The 23,900-nt window shown below is 64.0% G+C and carries 21 protein-coding genes, 1 tRNA gene and 2 pseudogenes; 12 read left to right on the top strand and 12 right to left on the bottom strand.

The genetic code is table 11. The features are described 5' to 3' along the window. Positions 1–54 precede the first annotated feature (54 nt). Complete coding sequence (locus FG93_RS26660; protein WP_043240800.1) at positions 55–933, top strand: outer membrane protein; 879 nt, start codon at positions 55–57, stop codon at positions 931–933. A 95-nt stretch (positions 934–1,028) separates the two neighbouring features. Here the strand turns inward: FG93_RS26660 and FG93_RS26665 are convergent, their stop codons facing one another. From FG93_RS26665 to FG93_RS26675, 3 genes are all read right to left on the bottom strand, one after another. Beyond that, positions 1,029–2,414, bottom strand: a complete 1,386-nt coding sequence (locus FG93_RS26665; RefSeq protein WP_043240804.1) for a class II 3-deoxy-7-phosphoheptulonate synthase — start codon at positions 2,412–2,414, stop codon at positions 1,029–1,031. A 246-nt stretch (positions 2,415–2,660) separates the two neighbouring features. Further along, the gene (gene gor / locus FG93_RS26670; protein ID WP_043240807.1) at positions 2,661–4,025 is read right to left on the bottom strand and encodes a glutathione-disulfide reductase; all 1,365 of its coding nucleotides are present in this window, start codon (positions 4,023–4,025) and stop codon (positions 2,661–2,663) included. Next, complete coding sequence (locus FG93_RS26675) at positions 4,018–5,301, bottom strand: O-antigen ligase family protein (RefSeq protein WP_052514246.1); 1,284 nt, start codon at positions 5,299–5,301, stop codon at positions 4,018–4,020. The genes gor and FG93_RS26675 overlap by 8 nt, the downstream gene beginning before the upstream one ends. Before the next feature lie 281 nt (positions 5,302–5,582). On the opposite strand from FG93_RS26675, the gene FG93_RS26680 reads away from it, so the two are divergent. From FG93_RS26680 to FG93_RS26695, 4 genes are all read left to right on the top strand, one after another. Continuing rightward, a complete protein-coding gene (locus tag FG93_RS26680) occupies positions 5,583–6,455 on the top strand; it encodes a tripartite tricarboxylate transporter substrate binding protein (RefSeq protein WP_244448757.1) in 873 nt (290 codons plus the stop codon). Between the two features lie 92 nt (positions 6,456–6,547). Continuing rightward, complete coding sequence (locus FG93_RS26685) at positions 6,548–7,024, top strand: tripartite tricarboxylate transporter TctB family protein (RefSeq protein ID WP_043240814.1); 477 nt, start codon at positions 6,548–6,550, stop codon at positions 7,022–7,024. A 12-nt stretch (positions 7,025–7,036) separates the two neighbouring features. Further along, on the top strand, positions 7,037–8,536 hold the full coding sequence (locus tag FG93_RS26690) for a tripartite tricarboxylate transporter permease (RefSeq protein ID WP_043240817.1): 1,500 nt from the start codon (positions 7,037–7,039) through the stop codon (positions 8,534–8,536). 118 nt (positions 8,537–8,654) lie between these two features. After that, the gene (locus FG93_RS26695) at positions 8,655–10,073 is read left to right on the top strand and encodes an APC family permease (protein WP_043240818.1); all 1,419 of its coding nucleotides are present in this window, start codon (positions 8,655–8,657) and stop codon (positions 10,071–10,073) included. A 111-nt stretch (positions 10,074–10,184) separates the two neighbouring features. On the opposite strand, the gene FG93_RS26700 is transcribed toward FG93_RS26695, so the two are convergent. From FG93_RS26700 to FG93_RS26715, 4 genes are all read right to left on the bottom strand, one after another. Beyond that, positions 10,185–10,709 carry a DUF2059 domain-containing protein gene (locus FG93_RS26700; RefSeq protein WP_043241473.1) on the bottom strand — a complete coding sequence of 175 codons (525 nt, stop codon included), beginning with the start codon at positions 10,707–10,709 and terminating at the stop codon, positions 10,185–10,187. A 185-nt stretch (positions 10,710–10,894) separates the two neighbouring features. After that, the gene (rpiA, locus tag FG93_RS26705; RefSeq protein WP_043240820.1) at positions 10,895–11,596 is read right to left on the bottom strand and encodes a ribose-5-phosphate isomerase RpiA; all 702 of its coding nucleotides are present in this window, start codon (positions 11,594–11,596) and stop codon (positions 10,895–10,897) included. Positions 11,597–11,613: 17 nt separating this feature from the next. After that, positions 11,614–13,065 carry an NAD-dependent succinate-semialdehyde dehydrogenase gene (locus FG93_RS26710; protein WP_081881959.1) on the bottom strand — a complete coding sequence of 484 codons (1,452 nt, stop codon included), beginning with the start codon at positions 13,063–13,065 and terminating at the stop codon, positions 11,614–11,616. Between the two features lie 115 nt (positions 13,066–13,180). After that, positions 13,181–13,585 carry a hypothetical protein gene (locus tag FG93_RS26715; protein WP_081881914.1) on the bottom strand — a complete coding sequence of 135 codons (405 nt, stop codon included), beginning with the start codon at positions 13,583–13,585 and terminating at the stop codon, positions 13,181–13,183. Between the two features lie 131 nt (positions 13,586–13,716). Here FG93_RS26715 and gph point away from each other — a divergent pair, with 131 nt between their 5' ends. The 4 genes and pseudogenes from gph (at position 13,717) to FG93_RS26735 (ending at position 18,018) form a co-directional block, all read left to right on the top strand. Then, positions 13,717–14,418 carry a phosphoglycolate phosphatase gene (gene gph / locus FG93_RS26720; RefSeq protein WP_043241478.1) on the top strand — a complete coding sequence of 234 codons (702 nt, stop codon included), beginning with the start codon at positions 13,717–13,719 and terminating at the stop codon, positions 14,416–14,418. 644 nt (positions 14,419–15,062) lie between these two features. Further along, positions 15,063–15,888 (top strand): annotated as a pseudogene (locus tag FG93_RS26730) (IS630 family transposase). A 300-nt stretch (positions 15,889–16,188) separates the two neighbouring features. Then, positions 16,189–16,335, top strand: a complete 147-nt coding sequence (locus FG93_RS33045; protein WP_161783894.1) for a hypothetical protein — start codon at positions 16,189–16,191, stop codon at positions 16,333–16,335. Between the two features lie 189 nt (positions 16,336–16,524). After that, complete coding sequence (locus tag FG93_RS26735; RefSeq protein WP_043240832.1) at positions 16,525–18,018, top strand: D-glucuronyl C5-epimerase family protein; 1,494 nt, start codon at positions 16,525–16,527, stop codon at positions 18,016–18,018. Positions 18,019–18,773: 755 nt separating this feature from the next. Here the strand turns inward: FG93_RS26735 and FG93_RS26740 are convergent. The 3 genes from FG93_RS26740 to FG93_RS32670 form a co-directional block, all read right to left on the bottom strand. Continuing rightward, positions 18,774–18,977 carry a hypothetical protein gene (locus FG93_RS26740; RefSeq protein WP_152579650.1) on the bottom strand — a complete coding sequence of 68 codons (204 nt, stop codon included), beginning with the start codon at positions 18,975–18,977 and terminating at the stop codon, positions 18,774–18,776. Between the two features lie 102 nt (positions 18,978–19,079). After that, positions 19,080–19,568 carry an HD domain-containing protein gene (locus FG93_RS26745; RefSeq protein WP_081881917.1) on the bottom strand — a complete coding sequence of 163 codons (489 nt, stop codon included), beginning with the start codon at positions 19,566–19,568 and terminating at the stop codon, positions 19,080–19,082. 75 nt (positions 19,569–19,643) lie between these two features. Then, positions 19,644–20,117, bottom strand: a complete 474-nt coding sequence (locus FG93_RS32670; protein WP_152579651.1) for a hypothetical protein — start codon at positions 20,115–20,117, stop codon at positions 19,644–19,646. A gap of 268 nt (positions 20,118–20,385) precedes the next feature. On the opposite strand from FG93_RS32670, the gene FG93_RS33050 reads away from it, so the two are divergent. Together FG93_RS33050 and FG93_RS33055 are read left to right on the top strand one after the other, a co-directional pair. Further along, positions 20,386–22,224, top strand: a complete 1,839-nt coding sequence (locus FG93_RS33050) for a hypothetical protein (protein WP_052514249.1) — start codon at positions 20,386–20,388, stop codon at positions 22,222–22,224. Positions 22,225–22,308: 84 nt separating this feature from the next. Continuing rightward, positions 22,309–22,788: pseudogene (locus tag FG93_RS33055) on the top strand (IS481 family transposase); the annotation flags it as partial. Between the two features lie 123 nt (positions 22,789–22,911). Here FG93_RS33055 and FG93_RS26760 read toward each other — a convergent pair. Beyond that, a tRNA-Val gene (locus FG93_RS26760) sits at positions 22,912–22,986 on the bottom strand. A 352-nt stretch (positions 22,987–23,338) separates the two neighbouring features. Between FG93_RS26760 and FG93_RS26765 the strand changes: the two genes are divergently transcribed. Then, positions 23,339–23,644, top strand: coding sequence for a hypothetical protein (locus FG93_RS26765; RefSeq protein ID WP_043240837.1), 306 nt, complete (start codon positions 23,339–23,341; stop codon positions 23,642–23,644). 83 nt (positions 23,645–23,727) lie between these two features. Here the strand turns inward: FG93_RS26765 and FG93_RS33060 are convergent, their stop codons facing one another. Then, entirely contained in the window at positions 23,728–23,880 is a 153-nt protein-coding gene (locus tag FG93_RS33060) for a hypothetical protein (protein WP_161783896.1), read from the bottom strand. Positions 23,881–23,900: the final 20 nt, after the last annotated feature.

Genomic DNA, 23,900 nt, shown 5'->3' on the forward strand with positions numbered 1-23,900 from the left:
CCCCAGAGCAGTGCGAAAGAGGCCGGATTGCGGCCCCTGCTCCGGGGGTCCACGATGCGTATCCGCTCCATTGCGCCGGCCCTGGGCCTTGCAGCGCTCGGACTGTCCATCGCCGCCGCGCCGGCGGTGTCGGCTGACTATCCGGTACTGCGCGGCTCGCAGATCGAAGATGCACCGCCGCCGCCATCGGACTATTTCTCGGGCGGGTTCAACTGGACGGGATTCTATCTGGGTGGCGGCGCCGGCGTCTCGGAAACGCAGTTCGAACCCGGAACCGGGCTGCAGAATCTGGCCAACTTCGCCTTTCGGAATACGCTGCTTGGCGCCGAAAGCGACATGGGTTCGTTCGTCAACAACCTGCCGTCCAAAAGGGACAGCGGCGCGACGTATTTTGGCATGGCCGGCTACAACATAGCCTTTGGCGATGCCGTGCTCGGCATCGAGGTCGACTATACCCGCTCCGATCAGAGCTACAGCATCAACGACTTCATCGCGCGCCGCACGATCACCTCAAACGGCACCGTGAATGACTGGTCCATGACGACCCGCCAGGGAGCGGTGCTGAACGACTACGCCACGGCGCGCATTCGCATGGGTTGGGCCGTTGGCCGCATCATGCCCTTCGCGACGTTCGGTGGCGCTGTTGGTCGCTTCGACACGGTATCGACGGTCACAGCGACAAATTTCATCACCCAGGCGAATCCTGTAACCGGCGCCATCAGTTCCGGCATGGCGGTTGGCTACCCGCTCACGGTCGGGGCCGCCAAGAAGAACGTCTATGGCTTCGGCCTCGCGGTCGGTGCCGGCGTCGACATGGCCCTGACCGACAACCTGTTCCTGCGCGGCGAATACCAGTTGATCCGCTTCGCCGACGTCGAGGGAACAACGACGACGGTCAACACGGCCCGCGTCGCCGCGGGCGTCAAATTCTGATCCGACGAGACGGGCGCAAGTAAGACGAGACGGGCGCAAGAAAAAAGCCGTGGCTCGCGCCGCGGCTTTCTCGTTTCTGACAGGCTGGCGCCGGCTTACTCCGCCGCCTCGACCTCAGGTCGGGCCCGGCCCGAGCGCTCGCGCTTGACCAGTTCGGCGACCAGGAACGCCATCTCCAGCGCCTGCTCCGCATTGAGGCGCGGGTCGCAGACCGTGTGGTAGCGATCGTTCAGGTCGGCGTCGGTCATGCCGCGTGCGCCGCCCGTGCATTCGGTGACGTTCTTGCCGGTCATCTCCAGGTGCAGGCCGCCGGCATAGGTGCCTTCGGCCTGATGCACGGCGAAGAAGTTCTTCACCTCGGTCAGGATCATGTCGAAGGGCCGTGTCTTGTAGCCGCTCGCCGCCTTCACCGTGTTGCCGTGCATCGGATCACAGGACCAGACGACATTGCGCCCTTCCCGCTTGGTGGCACGCACCAGGGCCGGCAGATGGTCGAAGACCTTGTCGGCACCGAAGCGGGCGATCAGCGTCAGGCGTCCGGCCTGGTTCTGCGGATCGAGCGCGTCGATCAGCCTTATCAGGTTGTCCGGGGTCAGGGACGGACCGCATTTCAGGCCGATCGGATTGCGGATGCCACGGAAGAACTCGACATGGGCATGGTCGAGCTGGCGCGTGCGGTCCCCGATCCAGACCATATGGCCGGACGTGTCGTACCAGTCGCCGGTGGTGGAATCGACGCGCGTCAGCGCCTGCTCGTAGCCGAGCAGCAGCGCCTCGTGGCTGGTGTAGAAATCCGTGCTCCGCATCTCGGGATGCGTCTCGGGATCGATGCCGATGGCGCGCATGAAATCGAGCGCCTCGGTGATGCGCCCCGCCACCTCCTGGTAGCGGCCCGACTGCGGACTGTCCTTGACGAAACCGAGCATCCAGCGATGCGCATTGTCGAGATTGGCGTAGCCGCCGGTCGCGAAGGCGCGGATCAGGTTCAGCGTCGCCGCCGACTGGCGATAGGCCTCGAGCTGACGGCGCGGATCCGGAATCCGGGATTCGGCCGTGAACTCGTTGTCGTTGATGATGTCGCCCTTGTAGCTCGGCAGCTCGACGCCGCCGATCGTCTCGGTGGGGGTTGAGCGCGGCTTGGCGAACTGGCCGGCGATACGGCCGACCTTCACCACCGGCGAGCCGCCGGCGAAGGTCAGGACGACCGCCATCTGCAGGAAAAGCCGGAAGAAATCGCGGATGTTGTCAGCCGAATGCTCGGCGAAGCTCTCCGCACAGTCTCCGCCCTGGAGCAGGAAGGCCTCGCCGTTTGCGACTTGTCCGAGAGCCTTCTTCAGCTTGCGCGCCTCACCCGCAAAAACGAGCGGCGGAAAGCCGGCGAGCTGCTGCTCAACCGCCTTCAAGGCTGCCTGGTCCGGATATTCCGGCATCTGCTGGACGGGCTTTGCCCTCCAGCTCTCGGGCGTCCACCGCTCGGACATCTCACTTGCTCCTGGTGATAATATCTCGCGCCCGCCCCTCCCCACGGAAAGGCAGCGTGATCCTGGCGCTATACACCCGCACCGCAGCAAAGACCATAAAGCCGTTGACGGTTACGCATGCGCGAGCCGTGCATCGAAGAGCAGAGCCATTCCGGCGTTCCGGCGACCGGGTCCGAGCGCGTGAACGAGAGCGACCGTGGTGGCGGGTGATGCAAGGCGGCGCCCGAAGGGGCGCCGCCTTGCAGCTCACTGGCGCACTGTGCGCATCGTCACGAGTTCCTCGGCCGCACTCGGATGCAGCGCCACGGTGCGGTCGAAATCGGCCTTGGTCGCCCCCATCGTGACGGCAATGGCCACCGCCTGGATGATCTCGCCCGCGTCGTGACCTAGAATGTGGACGCCCAGCATCCGGTCCGTCTTCGCGTCGACCACGAGCTTCATGTAGATGCGCTCCTGACGGCCCGAGATCGTCGCCTTCATCGGCCGGAAACCGGCTTCGAAGACACGCAGCTCGTAACCGGCGGCGAACGCCTGCTGCTCGGTCAGGCCGACTGTGCCGATCTCCGGCGTGGTGAACACGGCCGAAGCCACCACATGGTGATCCATCGCCCAGGGCTTTCCGCCAAAGGCCGAGTCCGCAAAGGCGTGGCCCTCGCGAATGGCGACCGGCGTGAGATTGATGCGGTTGGTGACGTCGCCAACCGCATGGATCGACGGCACGCTCGAAGCGGAATTCGCATCGACCATGACCTGGCCGATGGGGCCGAGCTTGACCCCCGCGTTCTCCAGGCCGAGCCCTACCGTATTGGGACGACGGCCGGTCGCCACGAGCACGACGTCGGCGTCGATCGGCTCGCCCGTGGCGCAATGGGCGCGGCGCGTGCCGTCCGGCAATTGCTCGATACGGTCGATGGTGCAGCCCAGCCGCAATGTGATGCCGGCATGGACGAGCGCATCGCGCAGACGCACGCGGAGGTCCTCCTCGAAGCCGCGCAGGATATTGTCGCCACGGTGCAGCACCGTGACCTCGACACCAAGACGCCGGAACACGCTGGCGAATTCGAGCGCGATATAGCCGCCGCCCACCACCAGCATGCGCCGCGGCAGGCTCGGAAGATGAAAGATCTCGTTCGAGCTGATGCCAAGTTCGCCGCCAGAGATCGGCGGATCGAAGGCAGGGTAGCCTCCGGTCGCGACCAGGATATGCCGGGCCCGGATGGTCTCGCCGGATTTCTGCAGACGCACCGTGTTCGGCCCTTCGACCACGGCGCGCTCTTCGCGGATCGCGACCTTCGCGCCTTCAAGACCCTTGCGGTAGAGGCCGGAGAGCCGGGTCACTTCGTTGGCAACGGCATCCCGCAAGGTCGGCCAGTCGAAACTCGGCGTGCCCACGCTCCAGCCGAAGCCGGCGGCATCCTCGAATTCGTCGGCGAAGCGGCTGGCGTAGACGAAGAGCTTCTTCGGGACACAGCCGCGAATGACGCAGGTGCCGCCGATGCGGTCCTCTTCGGCGATCATGACGCGGGCGCCATGTCCGGCCGAGATCCGCGCCGCGCGCGTGCCGCCGGAGCCTGCCCCGATCACGAAGAGATCGACATCGAAATCAGCCATGCTCTGCTCCCCGGCCGAGATGTCGGCCCGCCTCGAACCAAAGGGTGGCGGCAGCCAGGACGGCGATCCACCAACCCTGCCAGGCGCCATGTCCGACCGAGGCCATGACGAAGGCAGCCGCGAAAAGCGCAAGTCGCGGGGCGAGCTCGCGCGCGGACAAGGCACCAAGCTTCCGGAGGAACAGCAGCCCGGCTGCCAGCAGCAATGCGGCGCCGATGAGGCCGGTCTCCGTCCAGAGCTGAACCGGCGCGCTATGCGGGTGGCCAACCGCCAGGAGCCAGCGACGCGGCGGCGAGACCTGTTCCGCAACAGGATGCGTCTGGAGGGCCGAGGACGAGCCGAAGCCCGAGCCGATCAATGGGCGAGCCGCGATCGCCTCCCCGAAGCTGAGCCAGATGTCGACGCGGTCGCGCGAGTGGGCATCAGCCGTCTGTTGGTAGAGTACCGGCGGCAGAGCCCGGTCGGCCACTTGCCCGATCACTGGCGCGAGCACCAGCGTCGCGGCAAAGCCAAGCGCTGTCGCGGCCAAGGCCAGGCGCGGAAGGAGACGCGCCAGCAGCCAGGACAGGATCAGAATGCCCAATCCCAGTTTCGCGGCGCCGCTCTCGGAATAGAGAACGATGCCGACGACAGCGACGGCTGCTGCCGCTGCGAGCAGACGATCGGCGACGCGTTTGGATTCGCCGGTCCAGAGCAAGTGGGCAACGGGAGCCAGGAGGACCAGGCAGGCGATGACCGGCCGGTTGAAGATGAAGCTCATCTGCTTGCCGACGCCCAGCGCAATGCGCTGCGCGAGGCCGCTCTGCACTTCGAACCACATCAGGGCCGAGGCCAGAATCAGGCAAATGGCCAGGGCCCGCACCAGTGCCCGCTCCGGCTTGAACCAGGCACTTGCCGCAATCACGAGTGCAAAACCAAGTGGCAGAAGCAACTCCGCCCAGGCAGCGAAGCCAAATGCTGGCCGATGCGTCCACAGCAACGAGAACAGCGCCCAGGCAAGGAACGCCGTCAAGGCGAGGCCGAGCGAACTGCGCAGGCCCGCAAGGGTGCGGCGCAACAGGGGTCCGATATCGCCGCCGGCCATCGCGGCGGCCAGGAATGCCGCCGCAGACAGCCCGAGCACCAGCGGCGCGGACCGGTTCGCCGCCCACATGGCAAGCGGCAACGCCACCATCAGGACGCCTCCGAGCGCTGCGAGTCGAACCGCCTGACGCGATGGAGAAGGGGCGGCGATCACAGTGCGCTCGACACCCGGCGAGTTGAGGTTCAGGCTCATGGCCCTGCGATTACGCGATCGCGCCAAGCCCGCCTAGCTCGAATTCGGTCGGCCTGCGTGCATTGCTGCGCGAAAGACCTTGACTTGAGATTATGCAATCAGGCGCAATTGACCGGCGGAGCGTCAAAGTGTCACTCGCGGAGCGCTGACACCATAACAGTGCGGGAATCCGCAAGCGGAGGAACAACATGCTCAAATCCATTCTGTCGCGCGGGGCCGTGACGGCCCTGGCGCTCGTTGGACTGACGACTGCGGCATTTGCGCAGCTCGAGCTCAAGATCATGGCTCCGGCCGCACCGGGTGGTGGCTGGGACGGAACCGCCCGCTCGATGCAGCAGGCGCTGACCGCCTCCGGCATCGCCAAGAGCGTGCAGGTCGCGAACGTCACGGGCGCTGGCGGCACCATCGGCCTCGCCCAGCTGGTGACTGCCGGCAAGGGCGACGGCTCGCAGCTGATGGTCAACGGCTTCGTCATGGTCGGCGCCATCCTGCTCAACAAGTCGCCGGTGACGCTGACCCAGACTACCCCGATCGCGCGCCTTACCGCTGAAGCGCTGGTCATCGTCGTGCCGACCGAGTCCCCGATCAAGAACGCCAAGGACCTGGCCGAGCGCGTCAAGGCCGACCCGGCCAAGGTCACCTGGGCCGGTGGTTCGGCCGGTGGCGCCGATCACATCCTCGCGGCTCTCTTCGCCGGCGCGGCTGGCGGTGACGCCACCAAGATCAACTACATCCCCTTCTCCGGCGGCGGCGAAGCGCTCGCCGCGATGCTGGGCGGGCGCGTCACCGCCGGCATCTCCGGCTATGGTGAGTTCGAAGGCCAGATCAAGGCCGGCAAGCTGCGTGTCATCGGCGTGAGCTCGCCGGCGCGCCTCGCCAATGCTCCGGACGCCCCGACCTTCAAGGAACAGGGCGTCGATCTCGAACTGCTCAACTGGCGTTCGGTCGTTGCACCTCCCGGGCTGAACGCGGCGCAGACCCAGGCGCTGGCGGATGCCGTGGGCAAGATGGCGAAGTCGAAGGAATGGAACGAGATCCTCAAGGCGCGCGGCTGGGATGACGCCTATCTGCCGGCGGCGGAGTTCGCGACCTTCCTCAAGGCCGAAGAGGCGCGTGTCGCCAAGGTCATGAAGGATGTCGGCCTCATCAAGTGAGGTCCGGTTCGACCGATTGATCCACGAAGGGCCGGCCAGCCGGCCCTTCGCTTCTTTTACGCTGATCCTGACGACAACTGGGCGGGCGCGGAATGGCGAATGAAATCTCGACGGGCAAGGTCGACCGGCCTGCTCTCGTAGTGGCAGCACTGCTGCTTGGAAGCGCGGGCCTCGTCGCCTATGACGCGTCGAAGCAGACCATCATCTCGACTTATGGCGTCGGGCCCACCGCGATGCCCTATGTGGTTTGCGTCGGCCTGATCATCCTCGGCCTCGCCCATCTCGTCGTCGCCTTCAGGGAAGGCATTCCGAAGCCTGAACCCGCCGATAACGTCGCCCTGGTCTGGATCACCGCCGGTCTGATCGGACTCGTGGCCTGCATCGCGCTCGGCGGCGGATTCATTCTTGCGACGGCGATCATCTTTGCCTGCACGGCGAGGGGCTTCGGCCGGCGCGCGCTCCTGGTCGATACCGTCATCGGCCTTGTGCTCGGTGTCGCGATCTTCCTCGTCTTTTCGAAGCTGCTGACGCTGAGCATGCCCTCGGGTCCGCTCGAGCACCTGTTCTAGGAGCGGGCGACCATGGACACCTTTCTCGCCCTGCTCAACGGCTTCTCGGTCGCCTTCGAACCGTCGAAGCTGCTTTTCTGCCTCGTCGGTGTGTTCCTGGGCACAGCCGTCGGCGTGCTGCCGGGCATCGGCCCCGCCCTGACGGTGGCGCTGCTGCTGCCCGTCACCTTCAAGCTCGACCCGGCGGGCTCGCTGATCATGTTCGCGGGCATCTATTACGGCGGCATGTATGGCGGCTCGACAACCGCGATCCTGCTGAATGCGCCGGGTGAGAGCGCCTCGCTCGCAACCGCGCTCGAGGGCTCGAAAATGGCCAAGGCTGGCCGCGGCGGCCCGGCGCTCGCGACGGCCGCGATCGGCTCGTTCGTGGCGGGCCTGATCGCGACGATCGGCCTCACCTTCCTGGCGCCATGGCTGGTGCAGATCGCGGTTCAGTTCGGCCCCTGGGACTATTTCGCGCTGATGATCCTCGCCTTCGTCACCGTATCGGCGACGTTCGGCGACTCGCCGCTGCGCGGCCTCACCAGCCTGTTCATCGGTATTGGCTTCGGACTCATCGGTATCGACAAGTTGACCGGCCAGGCCCGGCTGACCTTCGGCGTTCCGGAACTCCTGAACGGCATCGAGGTGACGACGCTGGCGGTCGGCCTCTTTGCAGTGGGCGAGGCGCTCTACGTCGCCTCGAAGCGCTTCCGCGAGCCGGAGGAGATCGTCCCGATCAGGGGCTCGCTCTGGATGAACAAGCAGGACTGGAAGCGCTCCTGGGCGCCCTGGCTGCGCGGCACTGCCTTCGGCTTTCCGATCGGCGCCCTGCCCGCCGGCGGCGCCGAGGTGCCAACCTTCCTGTCCTATTCCACCGAGAAGAAGCTCTGCAAATACCCCGAAGAGTTCGGCAAGGGCGCAATCGAAGGCGTCGCGGGCCCGGAAGCAGCGAATAACGCAGCCGCGGCGGGCGTGCTGGTGCCGTTGCTCACCCTCGGCCTTCCGACGTCGGCGACAGCCGCGATCATGCTCGCCGGCTTCCAGCAATACGGCCTCAATCCCGGCCCGCTGCTCTTTGCCGAGAAGCCCGATCTCGTCTGGGGCCTGATCGCGTCGCTGTTTATCGCCAACGTCATGTTGGTGATCCTGAACCTGCCGCTGATCGGCCTCTGGGTCCGCCTGCTCGCGATCCCGCAGCCCTGGCTCTATGCCGGCATCCTGGTTTTCGCGACGATGGGGACGCTCGCCGTGAATCCTTCGCCCGTCGAGCTCTCGATGCTCTTCCTGTTCGGCTATCTCGGCTATCTGATGCGGCGCTACGATTATCCGGTGGCGCCCATGGTGGTCGGCCTGATCCTCGGGCCGATGGCGGAAGCGCAGCTTCGACGCGCCCTCCAGATCAGCCTTGGCGACCCGATGATCCTGCTGGAGAACCCGATCTCGGCGACGCTGCTCGGCATCGCCTTCCTTGCGCTCGTCGCTCCCTTCGTGATGAAGGGGCTCGACAAGTTCAAGGCCGCCGAGGATTGAACCCGGCGGCTCGTGCTGCGGGCCGTGCGACGGGCTGCCTTGCAACCTGAGCGTTTGACACCCCACGGGGCCGGCATAATCCTTTCATCCGCAACCAACGGGCTGAAAGGATATCTCGATGACCGATATCTCAGCGGCGGGCGCACCGGCCCCCGCAAGCACGGCCGAACCGAGCCTCCACCGGGTGATGGGCCCGTGGCTGCTGCTCCTCTTCATCGTCGGCGACATTCTCGGCACGGGCATCTATGCCCTGACAGGCCAGGTCGCGAAGCAGGTCGGCGGCGTCGTCTGGCTGCCATTCGTGGTCGCGTTCGTCGTCGCCATGATCACCGCCTTCAGCTATCTTGAGCTGGTCACGAAATATCCCAAGGCCGCGGGCGCCGCGCTCTATACGCACAAGGCCTTCGGCATCCATTTCATCACCTTCATCGTTGCCTTCGCGGTGATGTGCTCAGGCATCACCTCGGCCTCGACCGCCTCGCGCGCCTTTGCGGCGAATATGTCGAATGCCTTCGGGCTCGGCCTGTCTGCAGCCGGCGTCACGGGGATCGGCCTCGCCTTCATGGCCGTCGTCGCGGCCGTGAACTTCCGCGGCGTCGGCGAGAGCGTGAAGGCGAATGTGGTGCTGACCTGCGTCGAGCTCACTGGCCTGCTCATCATCATCTTTATCGGACTATGGGCCATCGGCGCCGGACAGGGCGATGTCTCGCGCGTGATGCAGTTCAAGACGGCCGGTGAAGGCGGCGCCTTCTGGCCGGTGATTGCGGCAACCACGCTTGCCTTCTTCGCGATGGTCGGCTTCGAGGACTCGGTCAACATGGCCGAGGAATGCAAGGAACCGAGCCATATCTTTCCCAAGGTGCTGCTTGCCGGTCTGATCATCACCGGCACGATCTATGTGCTGGTCTCGATCTCGGCGATCACCCTGGTTTCCCCGGAACAGCTCGGCGAGGGCGAGACACCACTCCTCAAGGTCGTGCAGGCAGGCGCCCCAAATTTCCCGCTCTGGATCTTCGGCTTCATCACCATGTTCGCAGTCGCCAACAGCGCGCTGATCAACATGCTGATGGCGAGCCGGCTGGTCTATGGCATGAGCCGCGAGCACGTGCTGCCGCCCGCGCTCGGCAAGGTGCATGAAACGCGCCGCACGCCTTACGTGGCGATCGCCTTCACCACCCTGCTCGCCTTCGCGCTGATCACCTTCGTCGGCGAGGTTCCGGCACTGGGCGGCACCACGGCATTGCTGCTGCTCTGCGTCTTCACCGTGGTCAACATCGCCGTGCTCGTGCTCAGGAGCGACCCGGTTGCGCACAGCCACTTCCGGACACCGACGCTGCTGCCGCTGCTCGGCGCCCTGTTCTGTGCCTTCTTCGCCGGGCCCTGGACCGGGCGCGACCCGGTTCAATACAAGATCGCCGGTGTGCTGATCGGCATCGGCATCTTGCTGTGGCTGGTGACGGTGATGGTCAACCGGGCGAGCGGCGTTCGCCCGAGCGAGCCGCATGCGGAAATCGGTGGCGCCGGGCCGGTCAACTGAGGCTGTTCGCAGCAGCGCCAAAGAGAAGCCAAAGAGAAAAAGGCGCCGGCTCTTCCGAGCTGGCGCCTTTCGTATGTGTTGGCTCCCGATGCAGGGGGGCCGGTCGGCAGCTTAGAGCTGGTGGCCGCGCTTGCGCATTTCCTGGCTGAACCGATCGAACAGGAAGTTGCTGGTCTGCAGGGTCCAGGGCTGCAGCACGACAAAGATCTCGTCGATCGCCTGCGGGCGGAAGGCGTTGTAGCGCAGCCCGACCGGCGACTTGAAGAAGGCCGCGACCTCCTTGAGATCGGACTCGGTCATCTTCTTCGCGAAAACTTCCCCCGCCGCGGTGATCATCTCGGCGATCTTCTGATCGGATTCCGGCTTCAGCGTGTCGATCACCTCATTCAGATCCTTCTGGATCTCGGGGCGGGTCGTGCCCACGATCTGACGGACGCGGTCACGGAACTCGCCATAAATCGACTCGAAAGACTGGGCGATACCCGAGGAGATCACGACATCGCGGCCAGCCTGGAGATGCGAAGCCGTCACCGCGGAGGCCGGGGCCGGGGTCGCAGCCGGAGCCTGGGCCTGCGCAGGCACGGCGAAAACGAGCGCCAGACCGACGGCCACGCCGGCGAGGTGGTGACGGAACATTGCGTTGGGCCCCTTCATTATCAGGCTAACTCACACAGCCCGGGCATGACCTTCGCCCGCCTGTCAGCAAGCGAGCCGGCCCACCCGGCGGTTTCGGTATCGCCGCAATCGGCGTGGTTTCATATCCGTCCGGTTCCGGGCGGCGTGGTGCGCGTCTCCTTAGCGCGGTTTGCGTCGGAATGGAATCATTCGATCGTGCCGAGAATCTTCAGGCCCGAGCTGCTGGCGAGAATGGCGCAGGAGGCAATGCCGAGGAAGAGCCCGTGTTCGACCACGCCCGGGACCGCGTTCAAGGCGACGGCAAGCGCCTCGGGCTGTTCAATGCGCCCGAGATGCGCATCAAGGATGAAATGGCCGCCATCGGTGACGAGCGTCGAGCCATCCTGGCGCAGTCGCAGCTTGATCTCGCCTTCCGCCCCCGACGCCGCGATCGCGGACGCGACGGCGCGACGCGTCGCCTCGAGCCCGAAAGGCACGACCTCGATCGGCAGCGGGAAACGCCCGAGCGTCTCGACCAGCTTGGTGTCATCGGCGATGACGACCATGCGTTTCGAGGCCAGCGCGACGATCTTCTCGCGCAGATGCGCGGCACCGCCGCCCTTGATCAGGCGAAGCTGCGGATCGACCTCGTCGGCGCCATCCACCGTGAGATCGAGTTCCGGCGTCTGATCGAGCGTCGACATCGGGATGGCCAGCGCCAAGGCCTGGGCCTGCGTCGCTTCGGAGGTCGCGACGCAGAGCACGTCCAGCCCCGCCGCGACGCGAGCACCGAGCAGGTCGACGAAATGCTTCGCCGTCGAGCCCGTGCCGAGGCCGAGCCTCATGCCCGGGCGGACCAGTTCGAGCGCGCGCGCGGCCGCCTGTTTCTTGAGGTCGTCCGGGCTCATGGGTTTGTCCTGACCTGTCACGCGCCCAGCCCGCCGAGAAGCATGTACTTGATCTCGACGAACTCATCCATGCCGTGGAGCGAGCCCTCGCGGCCGAGGCCGGATTCCTTGACGCCGCCGAAGGGCGCGACCTCGGTGCCGAGAATCGCGGAATTGATGCCGACCATGCCGTATTCGAGTTCCTCGGCGACGCGGAAGGCGCGACCGAGATCCCTGGTGTAGAAATAGGCGGCGAGCCCGAAGGGCGTGTCATTGGCCATGGCCACGACCTCATCCTCGCCGGTGAAGCGATAGACCGGGGCGAGCGGGCCAAAGGTCTCCTCGCGGGTCACCAGCATCTTCGTGGTGACGCCGGCGAGCACGGTCGGCTCGAAGAAGGTGCGGCCGAGCGCATGGCGCTTGCCGCCGACCACGACCTTCGCGCCATTGGCGACGGCATCGGCGACATGACGCTCGACCTTCTCGACCGCGCGCTCATTGATCAACGGCCCCTGCACGACGCCGACCTCGGCGCCGTTGCCGACCTTCATCTTCGCGACCTCGCCGGCGAATTTCGCGACGAAATCGTCATGGATGCCGTCCTGCACGAAGAGCCGGTTGGTGCAGACGCAGGTCTGGCCCATGTTGCGGTACTTGGCGATGATCGCGCCCTGCACGGCGGCGTCGAGGTCGGCATCGTCAAAGACGATGAAGGGTGCGTTGCCGCCGAGTTCGAGCCCGACCTTCTTCACCGTCGAAGCGGCCTGCTGCATCAGGAGCTTGCCGACCGGCGTCGAGCCGGTGAAGCCGATGAAGCGCACCGCCGGGTGCGAGGTCATGACGCCGCCGATCGCCTGCGCGTCGCCGGTGACGAGATTGATGACGCCCTTGGGGAAACCGGCCCGCTCGGCCAGCTCGACCAAAGCCAGCGCCGTCAGCGGCGTATCCGGCGCCGGCTTGACCACGAAGGTACAGCCGGCGGCGAGGCCAGGAGCGCATTTGCGGGTGATCATCGCGGCCGGGAAGTTCCAGGGCGTGATCGCGGCGCAGACGCCGACCGGCTGCTTCTGCACGATGATGCGCGAATTCGGGAAGGGCGAGGGAATGGTCTCGCCATAGATGCGCTTGGCCTCTTCCGCGTAGAACTCGACGAAGGAGGCGGCATAGGCGACCTCGCCGCGCGCTTCGCTCAGCGGCTTGCCCTGCTCGGCGGTCATGATCTGCGCCAGGTCCTCCTGGTTCGCCATGATCAGGTCGAACCATTTGCGCAGGATCACCGAGCGTTCCTTGGCGCTCTTCTTGGCCCAGGGCTTGAAGGCGCGCGAGGCGGCTTCCACCGCCGCCGTCGTCTCATCGGCGCCGAAGCGGGGCACCTTGGCCAGCAGCTCGCCGGTCGCGGGATTGTCGACCGCATCGACGCCCTCGCCGATCCAGGCGCCATCGACATAGCACTGTGATTTCAGCAGCGACGGATCATTCAGCTTCAGCATGGCGGGCCTCGACGCGATTGCGGACATGCCGGGGCCTCTAGCACGAGCGATCGCCTCGCGCCGATTCAAAATGCCGCATGCTGCAGGTGTTCGAAGCGCAGGACGGAGGCCGCCGCTATTTCGTTTGCGGCGTACACACCACCTTGTCGTCGAAGACGTAGCAGATGCTCATCTCGCCCGTGCGGACATTGACGCGGAAGATGCCGCCTTCGCGCTCGTGGCGCGACGGCATGAGCAGGTAGTCACTCGGCGCCTGCGGGCCCGCCCCCTCCCCCGCCGGGAAGCAGACCGTGACGCCGACGCCGCCTTCCTTGAGCTGGAACTGGCAGGCGCCGACCTCGCCGGTGGCGCGATCGACCCTGTAGACGCGGTTGAGATCCGTCTGCGGCGCAGGTGCGAACTCGAAAGGCGCAGCCTGGGCGGAGATGTGCGGCACGATGCAGGCGCCAAGCGCCAGCAGCGCCCCGAGCGCCGACCGGCGGAAGCCGGCGTTTTCAAGATATTCAGACACCACTGCCATCCTTCACGCGAATCACGGCAAAGATAGCACCGTTGCTGCCTGCCAAGATGACGATCCGGCGCGGCTCGCTTGCCAAACCGGACCGGACCGCCTTTAGAGGCCCAAAGCACCTGCGCACCGGAACCCCGCCCATGAGCTTGCTCCCCATCGTCGTCTTCGATCTCGACGGCACCCTCGCCGAGACCGCGCCCGATATCATGCGCACGCTCAACATCATTCTCGAGCAGGAAGAGCTGTCGCCCCTGCCGCTGGAACGCGCGCGCGAACTCGTCGGCGCCGGCGCCCGCGCCCTGATCGAACGCGGCTTCCGCGTCTCCGGGCGCCCACTCGACGAGGAGACGCTGGAGCGGCTGTTCCAGGATTTCCTGCGAATCTACGCCGAGGACGTCGCCTCGAACAGCTATCTCTACGAGGGCGTCGTCGCGGCGATGCAGGCATTGGCGGAGGACGGTTATGCGCTCGCCGTCTGCACCAACAAGCCGATCCTGCACACGCGCCTGATCCTCGAGCATTTCGGCATCACCGGGCATTTTGCAGCTGTCGCCGGGCGCGACAGCTTTGCCTTCCACAAGCCGGACCCCCGCCACCTGACGCTGACGATCGAAGCCGCCGGCGGCGACCCCAGGCGCTCAGTGATGATCGGCGATTCACTCACGGACATCGCCACCGCGCGCGCAGCCGGGATTCCGTCGATCTGCGTTCCCTTCGGCTATACCGATGTGCCGATCGAGGAACTGGAGCCCGATCTGGTGATCCAGCATTTCGACGAGCTGCACGGAGCCGTGCGGCAGATGCTGGAGCCGGAGCCCGCGCTCAGCGTAGTCATGAAATAGCGATTGGCGGGGCGTTGTTTAGCCCTGCATTTCGCTGAGCCAGACCTGCGCGGCAATCGCGTCGCAAGGGAACATCGCAGCCTTGATGCCGATCCTAAACGTTGACAGCGACCGCAAGCCTGATGTCGCACCGCTGGCCCCATTGGTACCGAAGAGGGTCAGTAAGGTCCTCGTGCTGGACAACGTCGGCGTCTGGTAGACCGCGCTTGAGACGTTGATCCTGGCGCTGGAGGCCGCAGATATCGAGGTGGTTCGCGACCCAGCGTTCCCGCTCTGGGAGGCTCAGTTTCTCAGTTTCTACGACGCTCTTTGGAATTTCCCGTCTTCGATACTGACGGGCAACACGAAGTCGTTTGATTATCACATGTCCGGGGTGATCGAGGCGGCGAAGATGCGGTCGCGCCTCGCAACGCTCATGGGTGACGCGGATGTCATCCTGACGCCACCCATGCGATCGGGGCGCCGGCATTTACGGTCAGCGGCCTGCCTCCAAACCCCAATATCGCCTATATGTGCATGTCGGTGCTCTACAACATCACGGGTGTCCCGGCGGTCAGCATCCCGCTAGAGCGGCGGATATGAAATCGGAATCGTGAGATTCCCTTCTGGTTGGGTTTGTGATTCACCGTTTGTGGAGGTGGATCATGGGGCGCAGCTATTCGCACGATCTTCGCGAGCGCGTTGTGGGCTTTGTCGAGGCTGGTCATTCGCAGGTTGAGGCGACGCCCGACATCACCATGCCGGAGTTGGCCGCCCGGATGGCGGCGGCGACCGGCATGAAGGCGGACCCTGCGGTTCTGTCGCGCTTTCTATGCCGTTTGGGGTTCACATATAAAAAAGGCGCTGATGGCGTCGGAATGCGCACGCGCGGACGTCCGTGAGCAGCGCCGCCTCTGGATCGAGCGCCACCAACCCCGCATGCGGTTCGAGCCGCACAGGCTCGTCTTCATCGATGAGACCTCGATCAACACCAAGATGGTCCGGCTGCGCGGCCGCAGCCCATGCGGCGAGAGGCTGCGCGCTTCTGCTCCCTTCGGACATTGGGGGACGCAGAGCTTCATCGCGGGCCTGCGCTGCCGTGGCCTGACTGCGCCGTGGATCATCGACAAAGCCATGGATCGCGTCGCCTTCGATATCTATTTCGAGACCCAACTCGCACCCACCCTGTCGAAGGGCGACATCCTCATCCTCGACAATCTCGCCGTCCACAAAAGCAGCCGAGCGGCCCAATCCCTCGCCGAAGGAGGCGCCTGGTTCCTCTTCCTGCCGGCCTACAGCCCCGATATCAACCCCATCGAGAAGGCCTTCGCCAAGCTCAAGGCTCAGTTGCGAAAGGCCGAAGCCAGAACCTTCGACGCCCTCTGGAAAGCCGTCGGCAACATCTGCGACCTCTTCAAGCCACAGGAGTGCCAAAACCTCTTCAGGCACGCAAGGTATGCCCCGCGCGGGTTCGTGCCTCCGACGCTGTAGAGGTAGCTCTTCGCGTCTTCAGCCCAGCCGCCCCCACTCGCCGCGTTGGCACGCTTGTGCTCGTTCACAGCGTGGTGGCGCGTAGCTGGTTGAATCGAGATCCGAAGATCGTGCCTGGCGGCTATCTCAGCCATGACGGGATCTCGTGGCGCAGCGCGATACGCCCCCGTCGCGCGACGGTGCCATGTCTGTCGCTAGGGTGGCAGCCCATTTTCTGTTCATAGAAATGGAATTCATCCAACTCGATAATCTCGCGACCTTCTGTCTGTGATAAAATAAGCAAAATCTGGAGGGATCGCGGTGAGTATTCCACTGTCCGCCGGCTTTGCGACCGCCTCCACAATTTCAGCATTCGCCTTAACCGGAAGCGTCCTTGCGGCGCTCACAATCGGCGCGCTAATTCTCTCCAGCCTCTATTTGGCGGGGCTTGCAGTGAAGGATGATTGACGGCTTCAGGGGCTCTTCGCTTTCAGCCGTTCTTCCCGCCTCCGAAATAGAACAGCTAGTGTGGCGCAACCTCGGATGCCCCTGGGCGTTTCCTCTCTGAGCTCGGTCCGTCGGCACCGCTCCGATGGCGCCCCCCTTTGTTTTGCGCAACCCCCGCTCCAACCGTGAGGACGCATGGGAATTCGGTATATGCGCATTGCAATCTCGGTCACGTCGGTCTCGATCGCTTTGCTCGGCGCGGCGGCGATTTTCGGGATGGTACGACGCGGCAGCGGCGGTCAATGCTTCAACCGCGTGGTGAGTTATTGCATCGCCGGACAGGCGGCCTCCGGCACTGTCCACCTCCCGGAGAAGACAGCCTACTGGCAGTCGTCGCAGCGGCTCGACGAGCAGGGGCTTCCGTTTTCCGAGGCGCCCGACGGCAGCCGGTTCCGCAACATGTCGTCGGTGGCATTTGCGATGTTTTCGCGGGACGCCCGTAGTTTCGAGGACGCATGCGCCGCGTACCAGCCAGATGAGAAGGCACGCGCCGCGCTGGCGTTCTTCGAGCAGAATGCGGTTGAAGTGGGCGGCGGAGCAGTCGTGTGGCGGTATGACTACGACACGCAAATCAACGATGTCCTTCTGAAGGCGCCGTGGGCATCCGCGTTCGGCCAGGCGGCGATCATTGAGCGGCTTCTGATCCACTCCTGTAAAACGGGCGAAGGCAGGTTCGCCGAACTTGCCAGGCGCGCAGGAAAAGCCTTTTTGCTACCGGTCACATTGGGCGGTCTGAGATCTGAAAACGATCAGTTCGTTTGGTTTCAAGAGGTGCCGATGCCTGACCGGCACAACCCCTTCATCGTCAACGCGCATCTCTATTCGATCCAGACGCTGCTCCTGCTCGACCGTCACTTTCCGGGCGAGGGATTTCGTCCCCTCGCTGAGCGCGGGCTCCAGTCGTTTCGTGCTGCGCTCGGCGTCATCGATAACGAGTATTGGAACCGGTACGACCTGCGGCCGCGGTATATGGCAGTCGATTTTCAGATCAGCGGCCGAGGATCGCTGCGTCGGATCGAACTGCGCACAGGGGATAGCTCAGAGTTGCGCACGCATGACGGTCTGGTCCTGACGCGGAGGCCGGCCTTGATTTCCTTCTCGATGCGACATGGCCGGGAATTTGATCCCGAGCAACTCCGCGACGCGCTGGATCTAAGGTTTATTTTCGCAGGCGATGGCGACGTCGAGGTTTCAGTGCCAGGCGGGCGGCCGGGAGATATCGAGTTCTTTCGCCTCGCCAGCCGGGTGAAGGGCGCAACGGGCTCCGGCACGACTGTCGATTTCTCAGTGAGCCTCGGGGATCTGGGCTGGGGCCAGGTCGCCCCAGAGTACCTTCCCTTCCATGCCGCGACGCTGGCATCGATCGCTCGCTCTATCGGCGACAAGCAGCTCTTCCTGCGTGCGCTCCGTTGGCAGATCTTTGCTGATCGTCATGCCAAACGGATCTCGGTCACGGGAGCTCAGAAGCGCTGGCCCTGGGCCGATAATGCGGACCTCGCTGCGGCAATCTGGGACAAATTCGGCAGCATGCGGCCGGCGGACGTCCCTGATCGCAAGATCAGGCTCCTCTTGCTGTCTTTGCCGATGAACGCTTCCGACCGGGCCGCGGCATTCGAGACGCTCCCAATCAAGGCCGAGGACTGATCGTCGCCAGCGGCACCACTGCTCTACCAGCGCTGACCGCGAGCCGGCCGAAGGGGACGACAGCCGTATCGATCGCAGGTGCTCTCCCAGACACGGCCAGTCCCTGCCTCGATGCAGCGGGAGGAATTGCAGTTGAAACCGCCTCCGCCGCCACCACGATAGCCGCGGCCGTCATCGTCCCAACCGCGCCGCCGAGGGCGATCGTCGCCCCCTCTGGGGCCGCCATCATAGCCACGTCCGGAACCGCCAACGCGGCCCACTGGACCGCCGAGCGGCCTGCAGCCGTAGCGGTCGCAGGTCGACTGTGTATAGACGCCGGTACGCTGATCGATGCATCTGCTCGGGTCGCATCGCATCTGCACCTGGATCAGGTCAGATGGAGCATCAATCTCCGCACCGCGTGGCAGCGCCGACGCGGTCCCGGCGAATGCCGTGATCAAAGCTCCTGCTGCGAAAGCGATTGCTCTTAGTCTCATCGCTCTATCCTCCTGCGGACGATACTGTCCGCTGGAGGGTGAACGGCGACTGAAGCGCGATCGTTCCAACATGTCTCCGTCTTGAGCTACCCAGGCAGTTCGATCTGCGTCTTGAGCTCGTTAACGACGGACTCTCCGCGAACGCCCCTGATCCTTTTGCCCGGGGCCCGCCGTCGGTGACGACGACTCGTCGACGGCCGAGCCGGTTCAGCCAGAAGCGGCGATCAGAGAGACGCTGTTCTGATCACGTGAACAAGGCAGCGCGGTGGCGCCGCGCTATCATCCGTTTCCTTTGTCTCCAGCGGCAGCTGCCATTTTTCGAAGATCTTTGGCCCGCTCGAGCATCAAAGTGACCACCCAGCGCTCGAGCTGAGCAATCCGTGTCTCGATGGGGATAGAGCTCTGCTTGGCCGCGTCGACCGCAATCTGGATCGCGTTCTCAATATCGTCGGCCTCAGCAATCAACTTTTCTTCTGGTGTCACGGCAGCCTCCTCCAATCGCGCATTGATCATCTCTCACTTTTGGATCGTGCGCTATGCCTGCGGATTTCAGCCGAAGCGCCCGCCCCACCGCCAAAGCGATCATCAGGACCGCGGAGAGGGCCATCTGGCTGTTAGATGGTCCGAAGCTGAAGCGCATGAGAGCGGCAGTGGCGTTTCGTGGAGTGTACTAAGCCCAGAGGCATATTTCTGGCTCAAGCGCGCACCGTCGCGGACCTTCGACAAATGCGTCATATTGTCGAGGAGATCGGCCTGCTTCACGAAGCGCGCCTGCGGATGACTGGCCGCGCGGCGGATGAAGGCGAGGTACTCCTCGCCATCTTTGCGGGTGAGTGCCTCGATAGCGAACACGACCTCATCGGAGAAGCCTTCGCGCCGCAGATCTTCCAAAGTCCATTCGGAGCGCTCGACGACATCATGTAGCGCCGCAATGATTGCATCCTGCTCTCCGCCGGCTGCGAGAAACCGCGCCATCAGCCGCATCGGGTGCGCGATGTAAGGCTCCCCGGCCTTATCCCGCTGGCCTTCGTGAGCCTCGGCGGCGATCTCAATTGCGCGAGCCAGTGCGCCCATGGACTATTCCTCTACCTCTTCCGCGGGAGCGAGGATGCCGCGCGCACTGCGTGCCTCGCCTTACGAGATGGGAGACTAGTCCCAGTCCTTTTCGGTCGAAGCGGTTCCGCGGAGCGTTCTTAAAAAAATCAGTGTCGTTGTAAGGAAACTGTCAACAGGGATCGGTAGGGGCGAACCTCCGGCCGCAGCAATGGCTTCAGCTACCTCGTCGTGGGTGTTGGCGACGTACTGCCTTTTCCCGCTGATCAGCAACGCTGACAGAGCTCCGCTCACTTTCTGACTGGGCACGAGCCGCAGCGGACCTGAAGCATTCTCCGCGTTGAACCATACTGGGTTCCCGTCCGGGAGACTGAGTTTGGCAAGCGTCGGCGAGTTGGCTTTCACGGTTGAGGCAACGAATTCAGGTAGCTCGATCACAAGCATAGGCTCGACTCCATCGACCCGGGTCTTGGCTTTGGGATTTCCGTCATTCGGTACAGCATGCCGAATGCGAGTAACCCTTCTCGTTCCCACCTGGATTTGTGGTCCAGCCAGCGTCAACGTGATCATCGTCCCTCCCAGGCCCCACAATCATCTTGGTCATTTTTAACTGTCGGAACTCATGCCTTCACTTTTGCATATTTTTCATGAGCTTATCCCGTCCTGCAGCAGTGTAAATGCTTCTTACGGCGACCTTCTGGGCGCTGGCGTAGGTCAACCAGAGCTTGCAGCAACATCGGTCAACAACCAGATTTGGTAAGGAACGGGATCGACACGCAACTGAAAAACCAGATAACGTCTTCGTATTGTATGCCACCACTCGGAAGAGGACTGGCCGGTGTCAACGACTAGGCGCGCGCTCGTTGCTTACTCGAAATGGAGCACCTTCGTTCAGACGACGCTCGATTATCTGAACGCCCTCAAGCAGTTCAGCGGGCACAGCGTCGAATATGTCCATGCCACTCATAATGCGCTCGTGGATTTCGATTTCGGCTATTATGACATCGTTTTTCATAGCTATTGCGCCCGGTTCTGCTGTGATGCTTACGTCTCGGACACGTATCGTCAGAAGCTGAAGGCTTTTCGCGGGATCAAGGTCCTCGCCGTCCAAGATGAGTATGACCGAACGGACACGCTGAAGGCGGCGATCAAAGATATCGGCTTCGATATCGTGTTGACGTGCGTCCCGCAGGATAGCCTAGAATATGTCTATCCCTGCGAAGAGTTCCCCGGCGTGGAATTCCTCACCGTCTTCACTGGATACGCTCCCGACGACTTCGCAGCCAGTATGCCGAAGCCTAAGCCGCTGGCTGAGCGTTCGATCCCGGTTGGCTATCGGGGACGCGATATCGGCGGCGTCTACGGTCGGTTGGGCTTTGAGAAGTTCGAAATCGGCCGACGCATGAAAGAAGTCTGCGACGCGCGCGGGATCAAGTGCAATATCGCGATGGATGAGGCGAGCCGGATCTACGGCACGGCTTGGTTCGATTTCGTCGGCGACTGTCAGGCCATGCTCGGCTCGGAGTCAGGCTGCAATGTCTTCGACTTCGACGGCAGTATCGCGAAGCGTTTCCATGAGATGGCGGCCGCGAATGGCGGCATTGCGCCGAGCTATGAGCAGTTCAAGCCGTTCGTGGCGGCGCGCGAAGCTGAAATCGAGATGGGGCAGATTTCGCCGCGCATCTTCGAGTGCGCGATCATGCGGACGCCTATGGTCCTCTTCAACGGGCGCTACTCGGATGCCATCAAGCCAGACGAGCACTATCTCTCATTGGAGAAGGATTTCTCGAACGTCGATCAGATCCTGGAGCGCCTGAAGGACATTCCTGCTTTGGAGGCGATGACGCAACGTGCTTTTGATCACCTCGTTGCGTCGGGGTCCTTCACATATCGTGCATTCTGCACTCGCATCGCTGCTGCGATCGAGAGCAAAGAGGTTGAGAAGCAGATCGAACCCGCGCAAGCCGCCAGGGTGCCGATCGGCGTGCGCTTTGATGCCTCTGGTCTGATGTACGAGCGGCCGACCGCTATGCCGAAGGCCGCGAAGGATTTCCGGGTCCCTGTCGCCGAGAACTCCTATTATGACAGCGAGATCCAGCGGCTCTCGGATGAGTTCGACCGGCTTGAAGCTTTCTTCCGGGCCGAGTTGCTCCGCATCGACGCTCGATATCCATTGGAAACTGAAACCCTGCTGAGTGTAACGGCCGCGTCAAACATCCGGGTGGAGATACCTTCTTGGGATATCGCCGGCAGCGAATTTGCGCGCGTGGTCGATCGGAACCGGATAGAGATCGGCGAGGATCAAGCCCGGCGCCAGCAGGCGCTCGCGGTGTTCGAGGCCTCGCTGTCAAATGATGATGAAGAGGCGGTAATCGCCGCGGCGAGCCACGCCATGCTTGCGGGCAAACAGGCAACCTATGACAGTTTGGAGAACAGGATCCGAGAACTGAACGAAACCTACGAGGCGGATCGGTCAAAGATTGAACGCGAGCAAAGGGCGATTCGCCGCGCGATCCTCTCTGTCGCGATGAAGGTGCCACTCAAGCACAAGACGGTACTGGGTCTGATCCTGATCAAGTTCGCATTTCGGGTAGTGAGGTCGAGAGCAAGGCGAGTCCTGGCCGGGGCATCTGTGGCTAGGCAAATGATCACGCTTTTCCCGCGCCCGAGGACCTAGCTGTGAGCTCTCAATAGGTTGTCCATCCGGTCCCGAGCGAGGAAGCTGAGGTTTGCGAAGCTTCAGACCCCTCGGAGGAACCGGATAAACATCCACAAGATTGCCCGGCTGACGCTGCTGGGTCGAGAGCGGACCGTGCGCATGGCGGGGCTGGCGGACCGCTCGTCCCGTCCGCACCGGCTGTATCGCCGGACGCCCGCTGGCCAAGTCGAGCAGATCATCGCGCTGCGGTGCCAGCGGCTGAGCGGCAAGGCCATCGCCAAGCAGGCGGACGTCTCGCCGGCCACCGTGAGCCGGATCCTGCGGCGGGCGCGGCTGAGCCGGATGCGTGACCTCGACCCGACCGAGCCGGCGCGCGGCTACGAGCGCGCCCTCCCAGGCGAACTGATCCATCTCGACATCAAAGAGCTCAACCGGTTCAGCGAGCCGAGGCATAGCGTCACCGGGGATCGCAGCGGCGGCCGAAGCGTCGGGGCGGGCTCGGAGTTCGCCCATGTCTGCATCGACGATGCCTCCCGGCTGGCCTTCGTCGAGATTGAGCCGGACGAGAAGGCTAATGCCGCCGCCCAGCCCGAAACGCGACTCAATGGCTTCGCGAAGTTGTGCTGCCCCGTGCTGCCGAGAGACAACCCGAGGGCTGTAACGCACCCGGATCGGTTCGTAAATCTTTGAAATATTTGGATAAAATGGTGGGCGGCACAGGGATCGAACCTGTGACCCCTCCCGTGTGAAGGGAGTGCTCTACCGCTGAGCTAGCCGCCCGGACCGGCGCTTCTCCTAGTCGCGGACACCTGCGCCGTCAAGGAGCAGTTCAGCCGGGTCCGCACGCAGCCGGGGAAATCTCCAGCACCGGTCACATCGCGTCAGCAATGGGACGCCCTCCGGCCCGTTATCATGTGCAACCGTCACACAGCACGCGCGCTATTCCCATCCGGCGTCTCCGCTGGTGCGGATCGCGAAGCTGTGCAGCACGCCACTTTCCCCGGCGAACTCCATTGCCCGGCGAACTCCATTGCCTCGGGGCCATTGCGCCTTCGGTGCTGAGGAAACAGAGCGGGTCACGTTCCGTTCATCCGCAGCGAGCTATTCACGCCCCGAATCGGAGGACCCATCGATGCTGCTCAGAAAACTGATCCTCACGTCGGCGGTGGTCTCGGCCTTGATCCCGGCGGCAGCGGCGCAGGCCCAGTATTATGACCCTTATGACCGCCCGCCGCCGCCGCGTTATGGCTATGATCGGGGCTGGGACTATGATCGGCCGCCGCCGCGCTACGGCTATGACCGCCCCTATCGCCAGCCGCGTTACGGCGACATGTGCGTCACCGCCCGCGGCTCCTGCGAGGCGCCTCCCTCGCCAAGAGGCGCCCCCTGCCGCTGTTATTTTGACGGCTTCGGCCCCAAGCGCGGCGCCATTCAGTAGAAATCTCCGCGAGATCGCGGGCAAGCCGAGCCCGCGATCTTGCCAGGTCCCGTAGTTTCAGAGCGGCCGCCCTCACCCCTTGATCATTTGAAGCCGATCAAGATGCCGTCCGCCCCGAGCGCAAGCTGCAGGCCGCGCTGGCGGCGCGTGTTCAGCTTCATCGTGATGCCATTGCTGTTGCGGAGCCAGACGCTGCCCTTGCCCTGTGCTCCGAGCGCCCCCTTGCGGGCAGACACAGGCGTTTCCTTCGGCGGCT

This window comes from Allobosea sp. LC85 (genome assembly GCF_000735605.1).
Taxonomy (GTDB): domain Bacteria; phylum Pseudomonadota; class Alphaproteobacteria; order Rhizobiales; family Beijerinckiaceae; genus Allobosea.